Source organism: Acidiplasma sp. MBA-1 (assembly GCF_000949015.1).
Lineage (GTDB): Archaea > Thermoplasmatota > Thermoplasmata > Thermoplasmatales > Thermoplasmataceae > Acidiplasma > Acidiplasma aeolicum.
The window spans coordinates 89,955-104,061 of sequence record NZ_JYHS01000001.1 but is presented as its reverse complement, the minus strand read 5'-3'; the positions used below and the strand labels follow the sequence as shown (position 1 = coordinate 104,061).

Here is a 14,107-nt window from a genome sequence, read left to right as displayed (position 1 = left end):
ATGGCACATGCATTAAAATAAGGAATTCATACTTATTATAGTTAAATAATAATAAAATTATATTAGGGTGTCCAAACATACGTCAACTCACTATGTACATTATTTTCCTCCCTGAATTTCCGGTTATTTTATTGGCCATTACAATACAGTTGTATGCAACTATAATTTCTCCTATGGCTATGTCATAATTCCTGTGCCTAACATACCAGATGTACTCCATTCCCAGTATTTCCTTAAGAATGGAAAATGTCCTTTCTATCTCCCACCTCAATTTGTACCTTGATGATTCCTTTTTCCTTAATGCTATACCCAGTTTCCTGTTATAGGTCAATTTATTTTCAACAATTCCTCTTCTCCTGTTAGTATCTATAACAGGTATACTATGTGTATTCTCAAAAATATAATCATATATATCAGAGGAATCATATGCAGCATCCATTAAAATATAATTATAATTCCTTACAGAATCTATCATTTCAAATGCCATATTCTTGTCATATACAGATGCAGTGGTCATCTTCCATTCCATTACAGATAATGAATCGGTATCTATAACTGCATGCACCTTCCTTCCGTATTCATAGCCCATTGTGCCGTAGCCCCATGAACTTTCAGGATCCTTGTATTTTCCATTCTTCCTTCTTCTCTGTGCTGTGGTATCCTTACATGTCTTTACAATGGATGAATCCACTGCAGCATTATCATTATCAGGATTTATCATATCTATTATTGATGAATTTATATAATGCCAGTCTATCCTCAGAGACCTATAAGATAATGTCCTGAAGTTTGGTATATCAGTTATATTCAATAACTCCATGAATTCTCTATGGTTATTGAAGAAGTATTTAGATGACCTGTATGATACTCCATATATCTTTAAAATTACAATAATCTTTACAATAAGTTTATTTGAGTACTTTCTGATTCTATCCTCCGCAACTATTTTATCCAACCTTTGCATAATTAATGGGATGTGGTTCGCTGCCATATCCCACTAATAATTTTCAAATTAATAAATATGACAATTGTCGAACAAATTATGAAGGTTTGGACACGCTAAAAATTATATATTATTTAATAATTATAATATAATGAATATTTCGCCATTAAAAATTGGAGATGAATGCGCTGTAAGGAACGTTGCCGAAATGTCGTGGAAATATGCATATAAAAATATATACACCGATGAATACATTGATTACTGGATTAATAAATATTATGCATTAGATAATATAAAAAATGATATAGAAAAATCAATTAATAATAAAATACTATTTTACGGTCTTTTTGATAATAATTTATTAACAGGATTTATTGAAATAGATAAAATAAATAAAATTATACTAAGGTTTTATTTAATGCCGGATTATATTAAAAAATGCTACGGCACAAAATTGCTTAAAACAGCTGAGGAAATTATTAGGAATGAAAAAATTGAAAAATTAATATTATACGTGAATAAATTAAATTCCATGGCCATATCATTTTATAAAAAACATGGCTTTGAAATAACAGATGAGGATAATGAGGACTATTTAATGGAAAAATACTATAAATAAAATTTATTTACTTTTTAAATTATCGATAATAACCGATGCATTAAAAATAAAATTGCCTATTTCATCAGGATTTGCATTGTTAAATTTTAATTTATATGGGTATGTTATGTTATTTCCTGTTAATATTATTATATTAACATATTTTTTACTAAAAATTATAAATAATGTGGCTGTTATAAAAAGCAGCAAACTTATCATTCCATTGCGAAGAAACAAAAGAAATAATATGCCCAGAAAAATAAAAAATAATGAAATATTTATGTAGCTTTTTCTTACATTCTCCTGTGAAAAGCCTTTTATTTCATTTAAAGGTAAATATTTCATGGATGAATCCAAATAATCATCTATATTATATAAATAAATAAACCTTTTATCTGTAACTGCAGCCTTTTCATGTGATTTAAATTTATTTTTATTAAAATTCCTTTCAGGAAAAGTTAAAAGTATTTTTTCATCCTTATTGAGATATTTATTGAGAATCAAATAATTCTCTTTGTTGTTTATATTATCCATATAATAAAATATAAAATAATATAATAAATGTTTTTGCATATAAAAGCATTTTTAAATATACTTTCCATGTATTTATAAGAATTTCACTTTATTTTAAGCATTGCGTTTATAGAGAACATTTTAAAATTCTGAATATGAGTGCTTAGAATTAAACAGATGTACTTGCTTAATTTACAGCATTTCCTTTCTGAATACATTCTAGCATTTAATTATCATGGATTTACATTTATTTTAACATATGATAATTTTATTAAATGGAATTATAAACGTTTGATTAACAAAAAAGTTTATATTGAAGAACATATTTACGAATGTGATGGTATTATGATATCAGGTCAGACACCAATATTAATATTAAAGGAAGGTACAGAAAGGCAGCAGGGAAAAAATGCACAGAAGAATAATATAGAGGCCGCAAAGGCAATTGCCGATGCAGTAAGAACCACACTTGGTCCAAAAGGTATGGATAAGATGCTGGTGGATTCTATTGGTGATATAGTAATTTCTAATGACGGTGCAACAATATTGAAGGAAATGGATGTGGATCATCCGACAGCAAAAATGATAGTTGAGGCATCAAAATCACAGGATACTGCTGTTGGAGATGGCACAACAACAGTTGTTGTTCTCGCCGGAGAACTTTTAAAGCAGGCCGAAAGCCTTCTGGACCAGGGGGTTCATTCAACAATAATAGCCGATGGTTACCATCTTGCAGCTGTTGAGGCAAAAAAGGAGCTTGAAGACCTCTCACTTAAGGCAAACAATGATGAAACATTAAAGAAAATCGCAATAACAGCCCTTTCAGGTAAAAATACTGGGGTTTCATCTGACTTCCTTGCAGACCTTGTTGTAAAGGCAATAAACAGTGTTGCAGAGGAAAGGGATGGCAAAATAATGGTAGACACAGCAAATATTAAGGTCGATAAAAAAAGCGGTGGCAGTGCTGCAGACACACAGTTTATAAATGGAATAATAATAGACAAGGAGAAGGTTCATTCAAAAATGCCAGGAATTGTAAAGAATGCCAAAATAGCGCTAATAAATTCCGCTCTGGAAATAAAGAAAACAGAAATAGATGCAAAGGTTCAGATAACAGACCCATCAAAGATTCAGGACTTCCTTGACCAGGAGACTGACACAATGAAGGAGATGGCAGAGAAAATAAAGAAATCAGGGGCAAATGTTGTATTCTGCCAGAAGGGTATAGATGATACAGTGCAGTACTACCTTGCAAAGGATGGCATATACGCAGCAAGAAGGGTAAAGCAGAGTGATATGGAGAAACTTGCAAAGGCAACTGGAGCAAAAATGGTAACAAATCTTGATGATATCACAGAGGATGTCCTTGGAAAGGCAGAAACAGTGGAGGAGAGAAAAATAGGCGACGACAGGATGACATTTGTAACCGGCTGTGTCAATCCAAAGGCAGTAAGCATACTTATAAGGGGAGGCACAGAGCACGTTGTGGATGAAATTGAAAGGGCAATGAATGATGCCATAAGGGTTGTTGCCATCACCAAGGAGGATGGAAAATACCTGCCAGGTGGAGGGGCAATAGAGGCTGAGCTTGCAATGAAGCTTAGAAACTACTCCAACAGCGTAGGTGGCAGGGAGCAGCTTGCCATAGAGGCATTTGCAAAGGCCCTTGAGATAATACCAAGGACACTGGCTGAAAATGCAGGAATGGATCCAATAAACACATTAATATCATTAAAAGCTGAGCATGAAAAGGGGAACAAAACATTTGGAATTGATATGGACAACTCAAAAATAGACGACATGATAAAGCTTGGCGTATATGACACATTCAGGGTAAAGACACATGCAATTGAGAGTGCTGTTGAGGTTGCAACCATGATACTCAGAATAGATGATGTCATAGCCAGCAAGAAATCATCCGCACCATCAAACCCACAGGGCGGAATGGGCGGCGGAATGCCACAGTATTAATTTTTATTTTTCTTTTTTTGTCAAAGTTTTTATTGTATTTAGCTATTAATAATAAATTAAGGCGATTTTTATGATGCAGTTTAATGTTAGAAGCAATGAAAGGGATTACGAAACTGATTATGATGTCATCATAATTGGGGCAGGGGCTGCAGGCTACTCCGCAGGAATATACATAAAAAGGTCTGGAATGAGCGTGGCCATACTTGAAAGAGAGGCTGTCCCAGGCGGTAACACCGCACTTTCACCACTTGTGGAAAACTATCTTGGTTTTAAAGCCATAGAGGGGTCAGATCTTGCAGAGGAGTTTAGAAAGCATTATTCAGAATATGGTAAGATAATAACAGAAATAGAGGTAAGGAATATCAAAAAGGAGGGAAACAACTTTGTAATTGAAACAAACAGGGAAACATTCACTGCAAGGGCAGTAATAGTTTCCACAGGAACAACGCACAGAAAAATGAACGTGCCAGGTGAGGAGGAATACTATGGTAAGGGTATTTCATACTGTTCAACCTGTGATGGATATCTTTTTAAGGGCAAGGATGTTGCTGTTATTGGTGGTGGAAATTCTGGAGCAATTTCTGCCCTTTATCTAAATGGCATAGCAAAAAATGTTTCAATAATAGCACATTCAAAGATTAAAAAATGTGAGGATGCATATATTAAAAGCCTGGACGAGAAAAAAATACCCTTTATACTGAATGCCGAAACAGAGGAGTTTTTGGGGGATGGAAAAAAACTGACAGGCCTTAGATATAAGGATCTGGTAACAGGTGATGAAAAAACTGTTAACCTCGATGGTGTTTTTATTTATATAGGTGTGATACCCCAGACATCATTCCTAAAAAATATAGGAGTTAAGCTTGACTCCCATGGATTTATAGTAACAGATGATAAATGCAGGACAAATGTTCCTGGAATATATGCGGCCGGTGATGTTATTGCTGGCAGTGAGGAACAGATTGCAACTGCTGTTGGTGATGGGTCCAGGGCAGCAATAACACTTTATACTGATAAAATGAACAAAAAATTTTAAATCTTTTTTATACTTACATGTTATGAAAAGGGATATATTATCTGTTATGGACATGAAGGATGATCTTGAGGATATTATTTTGTTATCAATAAAATTGAAAAGGGATAGGAGCATCAAATTTTCAGAGAAAAAAATTCTTGGCATGATTTTTGAAAAACCGAGCACAAGGACAAGAATATCCCTTGAATCTGCCATGGTGCAGCTTAATGGAACTGCAATATATCTAAGCCCAAAGGAGATGCATCTTGGTGATGGAGAGACAATAGAGGATACGGCGAGGGTTATGTCCAGATTTTTGGATATAATCTCTTACAGGGCATACAGTCATGATATGGTTGTTGAACTTGCCAGATATTCAAGGGTGCCTGTTTTAAATGCACTTGACAATCTGGAGCACCCCATGCAGATTGTTGCTGATTTTATGACAGTATATGAAAAGAAATCAAAGTTATCAGGATTGAAACTGGCATATATAGGTGATGGGAATAACATGGCAAATTCCCTGCTTCTTGGTGCATCCATACTTGGCATGGATATCTCAATAGCATGCCCAGAAAATCACGAACCTGATAAAGAAATAATAAGATCTGCAAGGGAGATGGCCTTAAAGACAGGTTCCAGAATTGAGATAGTAAGGGAGCCAAGAACGGCCATAGATTCGGCTGATATTGTATACACTGATGTATGGGTATCCATGGGCGAGGAATCGGAAAGGGCCGAGAGGGAAAAATTATTCAGGCCGTATCAGGTAAATTCAGAATTAACAGATTTTGCAGATAAAAATTTTATATTCATGCACTGCCTTCCAGCGCACAGGGGGCTTGAGGTAACAGATGATGTAATCGACGGCATACATAGCGTTGTATTTGATGAGGCAGAAAACAGGCTATACAGTGAAAAGGGAATTATATATAAGGTTCTTTCATAAATAATTTTTTAGGATTTTTTAAAATAAATTGATCCATATTTGATGGTATTTTAATCCATATAATTCTATATTTTAATGTTTAAAGTTTCATATATTCAATTAATTTTATAAATTAATTTAACATAATAGTTATAATGATTGAGATTTCAAAAATTATGGAAAAACTTGGTGTAAATGATTATGAACTTTATGGAAAATACATAGCAAAGCTGCCAGTTGATGTAAAAAAATATGGTGAGAAAAGGGGTAAATTGATTTTAATGACTGCAATGACACCAACACCGGCAGGAGAGGGGAAAACAACAACTGCCATAGGTCTTGGTCAGGCCATGACAAGACTGGGTTTTAATGCCGGCATAGCAATAAGGGAGCCATCACTTGGACCATGCTTTGGTGTTAAGGGTGGTGCAACTGGCGGTGGAAAATCAACTGTTGAACCCTCAGATAGAATAAATTTAATATTTACAGGAGATTTTCCTGCAATTGCTGCAGCTCATAATTTGCTCTCGGCCATGATAAATAATCATATCTCCCATGGAAATGGTCTTGGTATTGATCCTAAAAGGGTTGTTTTTCCAAGGACTGTGGATATGGATGACAGATCATTAAGATCCATAATTGTTGGCATTGGAGATAGGAATAATGGCACAATGATGAATGATTCCTTTGTGATAACTGCCGCATCAGAGATCATGGCAATAGTTGCACTATCAAAGGATTATAATGATTTAAAGGAAAGGCTTGGAAATATTCTTATTGGTTATACATATAAAAATGGGCCGGTATTCGCTAGGGATATTAGGGCTGCGGGTGCAATGGCGGCACTTCTTGTGGATGCATTAAAACCAAATATGGCGCAGACAGCTGAAGGAACGCCGGCAATAATACATACCGGTCCTTTTGGAAACATAGCGCATGGGACATCAAGCCTGCTGGGTGATCTTATTGGATTGAAAATTTTCGATTATACAGTAACTGAGGCGGGATTTGGATCAGATCTCGGTTTTGAGAAGTTTATGAATATATTTACAAGGGAAAGTAAAATCATACCAGATTCTGTTGTTATTGTTGCGACTTTACGGGCAATGAAATTCCATGGCGGGGCACATAATATCGATGATGTAAATATTAATGCCATAAAAATAGGATTTCAAAATTTAATCAGGCATGTGAATATAGTCAAAAGCTTCGGACTTATTCCTGTTGTTGCAATCAACAGGCACAAAAATGATACAGATGAGGAGATAAAAACAGTTAAGGACCTGTTAATGGAAAATAATATAGAATATGCCATTTCAGATGTCTATTTAAGGGGCGGTGATGGTGGAATAGAACTTGCAAGGGCCGTAATTAAAAATATAGAAGAAAATTCTAATAAAAAAATATCATACACATATGAATTAAATGAAACGCCCAGGGAAAAAATAGAAAGAATTGCAAGGAAGGTTTATGGTGCCTCCAGTGTTAATTTTTCAGATGAGGCAGAAAAAGACCTGAAAATAATAGAAAAGTATCAATTTAATGACTTTTACATATGCATGGCCAAAACACAGTCCTCAATTTCAGATAACCCTGCACTTTTAAACAGCCCAGAAAATTTCGATATAAATATTAGAAAAATTTTAATCAATTCCGGGTCAAGATTTTTAATACCGGTGCTTGGAAATATAATGACAATGCCAGGCCTTCCTAAAAAACCTGCAGCGGAAAATATAGACATAGATGGAAATGGAAATATTATTGGTTTAAAATAAATTTCATCAGTATATAAAAAATAATATATAATTTATAAACGTTATTTTTTCAAAGAATATTTATTTAACAAAACGATAATTAGCCATGATTACCTTTGATGATGTTAAAAATGCTGAGAAAATTATTGATGGAAGGCTGCATAGAACACCACTGGTTCATTCAAAAACCTTTAGTGATATGTTTAATGCAGATGTATATTTTAAAATGGAGATTTTTCAGAAGACAGGGTCCTTTAAATCCCGGGGAGCCTTTGTAAAGTTTGCATACTTAACAGAGGAGGAAAAGAAAAATGGCGTGATAACAGCCAGTGCCGGGAACCATGCACAGGGCGTTGCATTCGCTGCAAATGCCTATAATGTAAGGGCCACAATAGTAATGCCGGAGTTTACAACACCGGCCAAAATAAACGCAGTTGAATCATACGGTGGCCATGTAATACTTAAGGGATCAAGCTATGATGAGGCGCATGATTATGCTGTTAACCTTGGAGTTGAAAAGGGGATGACATTCATAGAGGCTTACAATGATGAGAAGGTTATTTCAGGCCAGGCAACAATAGGCAAGGAGATAATGGATGATTTAAATCCTGATGTAATTATAGTACCAATAGGTGGGGGCGGCCTTATTTCAGGAATATCGTTTGCAGCCAAATCTATGAATCCAAATGTAAGGGTAATAGGGGTTGAGTCTGAAAAGGCAGACTCCATGGTAAAATCACTAAAGGAGGGCAGAATAGTTTCCTACACAAGCAATGATACAATTGCTGATGGCATAGCTGTAAAGTACCCCGGGAATATCACATTTGAGATGGTTAAGAAATACGTTGATAATATTGTTACAGTGAATGATGAGGATATAGCATATGCACTTTTTAAATTGCTTGAAAGGGAAAAGGTTCTTACCGAACCCTCAGGTGCAGTGGGGCTTGCCGCATTGCTTGAAAACAAAATTGATGTTAAAAATAAGAAGGTGGCCATTGTTTTATCCGGCGGAAATATAAACTTCCTGTTACTCTCAAATATAATTTACCGCGCACTTGAAAGGGAGGATAAATTGATCAGGCTTGAATTTAAGCTTCCAGACCATCCCGGAATAATGATAAAGATAGTTAATGCAATTTCCAGTGTTGGTGCAAATATATACCATGCTGAGGTTGATAATCTTAAAAAAAATACACCAATAGGATATCAGAACCTTTTATTTACAGTAAATATTGTGGATAAAAAAAGGATTAATGAACTTCTGGAAAAGTTAAATAAACTTGGCTTTGAATATAATATTGTAAATTAATTTATATTGTATAATACCATTTATAAACACCCCTGGCCTGAATATATCCACCAAGAATATTGGTCTGATAAACACCGTATATGAGAACATATGAACCAGTTGCAGGAGCAGTGCCATTATAAAATACATCTATGGTGTTTCCGTAGTCATTAACTGTCATAAATGTCTTATTATTCACCGTTATTAATCCCGTAATATTTCCATATATATAATATGATTTTCCGTTATGCATTGAAGATTCTGAGGTGTTTAATGCCAGCGGTATTATACCATATGAAACAAGAATTATAATTATCAATATTGCAACATATATTATTTTTCTTGATGTTCTTTTTTTCATGCAATCTTTAAATAAATATCCATATATTAAATTAATGTATTATGGAAAACTCATTAATATTATCATATTTTTCAGGCGTTTCAACTATCCTATCTATAACAGCCCCTGGAATTTTATGTGCATATTTCATTAATTCCCTAATTTTATCCTCATCGCCGCATATCAACGATTCAACGCTTCCATCATCAAGATTTTTAACCCAACCATAGAGACCAAGTGATATTGCCCTTGCTCTTATATGGGCCCTGAAACCTATGCCCTGAACATTTCCATAAAAAATGACATGAATGCAATTCATAAATAATAATAGTAAATAAAAATAAATATTTTACACTAAATTTATATAAAAATTTTTTTTAGTTTTCCTTAACTGCCTTGTCCTCGACCTTTGTTTTGGCCGTTGATACTTTTGGCATTATTTTACCACTGCTGTAAAGGTATGCATATAATAACATCAGCAGAAGATAGAATATTCCTCCAAGTATGCTCAAATAGAAATTAAATGCAAGCATTGAATTGGGAGAGGCAAATGCATTAACAGGAAATGCCCCGCCTGCTATCTTTGTTACAGGTAATTCAAGGGATAGCATTGCAAAGGTCATTAATGTAAACCACAGTGGCTTATATGAAGCATACTCTGTCGTTGATTTCATCATATACATTACCGGTATTATTAATGTAAGTATTATTGGCACTGCAAGATATGCAGCCACTGAAACCTTATCTATATGTGCAATTTCCAGGTATGCATATGAATCGAGTATTAAACCGATAATTATTGTTGCTAATGGTACATAGCTTGTGTTTTTAACTGTCCTGTAAAAGACCTGCGACATGCCAAATGAGATGAATAGGGCGCCTATAAGGAATACCCAATAAACACCACTGCCAAGTATTGGTAAATAATTTATGTATGATGCATCGAGTGGTTTTAATACCAGATGTATGCCAAGGCCTGTCATTAATATTGCTATGGCAGTAACGAAACCAACAACCATCAAAAACGTTGTAACTGCATAGAACATGTACAGTGGTTTGCTGTCAACCTTCTTCCATATGAACTCAGCGTATATTATTGAAGCATTTCTAAGCACCAGTAAAAGAACGAACAGACCAACCACAGGTATGAACAGGTATGATGCTATTGGTGTAAGACTTGAATATATTAATTCTAACTCAACAACAAAGAACACTATCATTGTACCTGTAATTTCCCAGATTGGCACTATATGCTTTAACACGTTTTCCTTTGTTTTTTCATAGTTTATAAATATCGGGAATATTGCAATAAATTCTGATCCAAGGAACGCAAACATTGCAGCCAGAACCAGCTTAATGAATACCCCATCAGCATTCAAAAAAAATGAAGACATTTTATCTCATCCCCGCTTTTATTCCACTTATATTTTTCTTTTCCTCCTCTATTCCAAGATCCTGCTCAGCCTTTTTGAGATCATCCTCGATGTTGCTCAGTTTTAATACCTTTGCGTTAAAGTAGAATGTAAATGGTATTATTATGGCGTAAAACAGTATCACACCGACACCTATATACCATACTGCAGGTGAGTAGGATGCAGCCTGTGATAATGACATAACACCGTAGTACATATGGCCATTAACAAGTATTCCGCCTGGGGTTGGTGATTTTATAACGTATGGTACCCTGCCCACTTCAGCTGTCCACCAGCCATCCTCCATTGTAAACATACCAAGGGCGCCAAGGACAATAAATGAGTAAAGCACCCATTTCATGTTATAAACATTCTTTTTTAATGCCCTGAGTATCAGGAATACAAGCCAGAAGAAGCCCATTAGGACGCCAAAGCCGACCATCAGGTCAAGGAGATCATGCACGAATGATGGTGCCCATACGCTTGATGGATATGATGACAGACCCGGTATTGCGCCATGGCCAAGTGTCGTCGGATATGCAAGGAGTGACTGCGCCAGTGGTAATTTTAGATAATCTGCGGCATGACCGTTTATAATTATGCCGAATATATATTCGGGTGCACCGTATGTTACAGGATGCATGTCAAGCTCAAGTGATGCATATTTTAATGGTTCAAGGGCAAGAAGCGTTGATAATTCAAGTGATCCACTTATACCTATGAGTATAATATCTATTATGCCTATCACAGAAAGAATATTCATGGCGTTCTTGTCTATAATCTTTTCATCATCGTTTTTGGCCTTAAGATATTTGTATGCAAAGTAAGCAAGCAATGCCATTGCCCCCGCAAAATACATTGTGGTAAACATATGGAATAGCTGTGCCCCTGTTGATGGCTCATAGAATACCTTTAACGGGTTAACATCCTTAATTACACCATATTGCAGATAATACGGAATATTGAATGAACCTGTTGGTGTGTTCATCCATGCATTAACGTTTGTTATTAGCCATGCTGAGCCGCCTGTTCCTATAAGGACTCCCCAGCTGACAAGCCAGTGGTTCCAGCGGTTTTTAAAGTTGTCCCAAAAATAAACATATATCATTAATGTTATAGACTCTACTAGGAATGCAAAAACCTCTGCATAAAAGCTTGACATTGCAACAGCGCCAACGACCTCCATGAATTTGGGCCAGAACAGGAAGAGTTCAACGGCCATAAATACTCCCGAGGCGGTACCGACTGCAAAATTAATTACAAGTGCTATGGTGAGTTTATGTGCAAGGACCTCATAATGTTTATTTTTATATTTTAGTGCAATAAATTCAGATATTGTAATGAGCAGTGCCATTGCCAGTGTGATTGCCACCAACAATATATGCGCACTAACCGTGTATGCAAATATAGACGCATCCCAATTTATATACGAAATTGCCATATTAATCAAGAAAATAATTTTTGAACATTATATATCCGTTATTACTAACATATAAACTTTTTGTAAATGTAATTACTTTTAATATTGTTGACGCAAAAAAATAAAGGATTTTGATTTATAATAGATATTATGTGTTTATCACCTTTGCTTTGTCGCTAATACATATTAAATTGAATGTATTAGTTATAAAAATATTGTAATTTAATAAATTTTTTCATAAAACTAAAATCATATGACATCTAATATTTGCTTATTATTGTTATCACATCCTCATCATTAACCCTATAATCAAGGCCAACCTTTGCCTCTATTTTCCTTGATGGACCTGTGATAATTGCATATCTAAAATTTTCCAGCATTTCCCTGCTAATTTTACGGCATACGTCCCTTACAGTTGATCCTGAATTTAATATCATGGGACGCTCATAGTCAACGATTCCTGCCTTGTTCCTCATGTAAACCCTGACAAAATCAAGTGATTTGTATATTCTTTCCTTCAATTTTTCAATGTTATACATTGTTGCGGCCGAAACCTCAAGATAGTCTCCAAATTTTTCTATCTTATTCCTTAAGGTATTTTCATCGTGTGGCATATCCACCTTATTTACTACCATGATTGACTTAATATACACAATATTGCCCTTGAAAAAATCTATTAAATCATCAATGTCCACATTCTCCCTTATGTATATATCCCCATTTACGATCTTGAATTCCTTTGCTATGTCCCTTATGTCATCCACAGAAATGTCAACAAACTTTGGTTTATGTATTCTTAATCCCCCATAATTTGATTTTTTTAATGATATATCCTTTTTTCTTTTGTTTAATACTATTCCAGACTTGTACAGCTCATTTATTATCCTGTCAAGGCCCTTTGCCTCAATATCTGTTACAAGGACAATTAAATCCGCATTCCTGGCAGTGCTTATAATCTCACGGCCCCTGCCCGCTCCGAGTGCGGCATTGTCTATTATTCCAGGCAAATCCAGTATCTGTATCTGTGCGCCGTTATAGTTCAATGTTCCTGGAATTACATTTAATGTTGTGAATGCAAAGTTACCAACGGTGCTTTTTTTATTTGTCAGTGCATTTAATATTGAACTTTTTCCAACGTTTGGGTATCCAACAAGCGCAACTGTTGCATCACCACTTTTTGGAACTGAAAAACCGTATCCGGAGGATTTTTTATGTGATTCCTGTTCAAGTTCCAGTTTTGATATTCTCGCCTTTAATATACCTATATGCTTTTCTGTGGCCTTATTTTTTTGTGTTTTTTTAATTTCGTCTTCTATTTCCTTAATTCTTTCCTCTATGGTCATGATATCACTGTAAGCTCATATAAGAATATTGATTCAAAATCAAAATCCATGGACGCAATTTTTTTAAAATTATACCTATTATTATAATTTTTAATTAACAGGTTTATGTCGGTTAAATCTGATAATACAATGTAAATGTTTCCATGCTTTTCAAGATATTTCCATGCATCATTGAGAAATCTTGAAATAACCTTAAAGCCATCAGAACCACCAGACCACTGTGGGCTTTCTCCCTCCACCGGCAAATATGGTGGGTTAAAAATTATTGTATTATATTTCCCATTTACATTTTCAAAAAGATCTGACTCAATAACATTGATTCTTACATTGTTTTTTTCTGCATTGTGCTTAATTAATTTTATGGCGTCTTCAGATATGTCCGTTGCGGTAACAATTTTACCAAGGGATGCAAAATAAATTGATATTATGCCTGACCCAGCGCCTATTTCCAGCATTCTGGCGCCGGGATTTGCATGATCCATTACCATGTATGAATCCTCTGCAGGTCTATAAACTGAATCTGAATAATCCATGTCAAGCATATCCATAATAATATTAAATTAATATTTATATTTATTA

General features: G+C 34.9%; 14 protein-coding genes. 6 read left to right on the top strand and 8 right to left on the bottom strand.

What is annotated here, in order from left to right; translation table 11 throughout:
• Positions 1–82 precede the first annotated feature (82 nt).
• Positions 83–991, bottom strand: a complete 909-nt coding sequence (locus TZ01_RS00525) for a transposase (protein WP_048100865.1) — start codon at positions 989–991, stop codon at positions 83–85.
• Positions 992–1,094: 103 nt separating this feature from the next.
• Here TZ01_RS00525 and TZ01_RS00520 point away from each other — a divergent pair, with 103 nt between their 5' ends.
• Positions 1,095–1,562: a GNAT family N-acetyltransferase gene (locus TZ01_RS00520; RefSeq protein WP_048100864.1), complete on the top strand. Its 468-nt coding sequence runs from the start codon at positions 1,095–1,097 to the stop codon at positions 1,560–1,562.
• Positions 1,563–1,565: 3 nt separating this feature from the next.
• Here TZ01_RS00520 and TZ01_RS00515 read toward each other — a convergent pair whose 3' ends face one another.
• Positions 1,566–2,075 carry a hypothetical protein gene (locus TZ01_RS00515; RefSeq protein WP_048100863.1) on the bottom strand — a complete coding sequence of 170 codons (510 nt, stop codon included), beginning with the start codon at positions 2,073–2,075 and terminating at the stop codon, positions 1,566–1,568.
• 324 nt (positions 2,076–2,399) lie between these two features.
• On the opposite strand from TZ01_RS00515, the gene thsB reads away from it, so the two are divergent.
• From thsB to ilvA, 5 genes are all read left to right on the top strand, one after another.
• Positions 2,400–4,025 carry a thermosome subunit beta gene (gene thsB / locus TZ01_RS00510; protein WP_048100862.1) on the top strand — a complete coding sequence of 542 codons (1,626 nt, stop codon included), beginning with the start codon at positions 2,400–2,402 and terminating at the stop codon, positions 4,023–4,025.
• A 70-nt stretch (positions 4,026–4,095) separates the two neighbouring features.
• Positions 4,096–5,061 (top strand): NAD(P)/FAD-dependent oxidoreductase, encoded by a 966-nt coding sequence (locus TZ01_RS00505; protein WP_052656650.1) that lies wholly within the window; start codon positions 4,096–4,098, stop codon positions 5,059–5,061.
• A 22-nt stretch (positions 5,062–5,083) separates the two neighbouring features.
• Positions 5,084–5,989, top strand: a complete 906-nt coding sequence (argF, locus tag TZ01_RS00500; RefSeq protein WP_048100860.1) for an ornithine carbamoyltransferase — start codon at positions 5,084–5,086, stop codon at positions 5,987–5,989.
• A gap of 134 nt (positions 5,990–6,123) precedes the next feature.
• On the top strand, positions 6,124–7,743 hold the full coding sequence (locus TZ01_RS00495) for a formate--tetrahydrofolate ligase (protein WP_048100859.1): 1,620 nt from the start codon (positions 6,124–6,126) through the stop codon (positions 7,741–7,743).
• 85 nt (positions 7,744–7,828) lie between these two features.
• Positions 7,829–9,034, top strand: coding sequence for a threonine ammonia-lyase (gene ilvA, locus TZ01_RS00490; RefSeq protein WP_048100858.1), 1,206 nt, complete (start codon positions 7,829–7,831; stop codon positions 9,032–9,034).
• 1 nt (position 9,035) lies between these two features.
• Here ilvA and TZ01_RS00485 read toward each other — a convergent pair whose 3' ends face one another.
• From TZ01_RS00485 to TZ01_RS00460, 6 genes are all read right to left on the bottom strand, one after another.
• On the bottom strand, positions 9,036–9,374 hold the full coding sequence (locus TZ01_RS00485) for a hypothetical protein (RefSeq protein ID WP_048100857.1): 339 nt from the start codon (positions 9,372–9,374) through the stop codon (positions 9,036–9,038).
• Positions 9,375–9,405: 31 nt separating this feature from the next.
• Positions 9,406–9,672: an acylphosphatase gene (locus tag TZ01_RS00480; RefSeq protein WP_048100856.1), complete on the bottom strand. Its 267-nt coding sequence runs from the start codon at positions 9,670–9,672 to the stop codon at positions 9,406–9,408.
• Between the two features lie 58 nt (positions 9,673–9,730).
• Positions 9,731–10,747, bottom strand: coding sequence for a hypothetical protein (locus TZ01_RS00475; protein WP_048100855.1), 1,017 nt, complete (start codon positions 10,745–10,747; stop codon positions 9,731–9,733).
• A gap of 1 nt (position 10,748) precedes the next feature.
• A complete protein-coding gene (locus TZ01_RS00470; protein ID WP_048100854.1) occupies positions 10,749–12,206 on the bottom strand; it encodes a cytochrome ubiquinol oxidase subunit I in 1,458 nt (485 codons plus the stop codon).
• 239 nt (positions 12,207–12,445) lie between these two features.
• Complete coding sequence (locus tag TZ01_RS00465) at positions 12,446–13,528, bottom strand: GTP-binding protein (RefSeq protein WP_048100853.1); 1,083 nt, start codon at positions 13,526–13,528, stop codon at positions 12,446–12,448.
• A complete protein-coding gene (locus TZ01_RS00460; RefSeq protein ID WP_231563384.1) occupies positions 13,525–14,076 on the bottom strand; it encodes a HemK2/MTQ2 family protein methyltransferase in 552 nt (183 codons plus the stop codon). Before TZ01_RS00460 ends, TZ01_RS00465 begins: the two co-directional genes overlap by 4 nt.
• Positions 14,077–14,107: the final 31 nt, after the last annotated feature.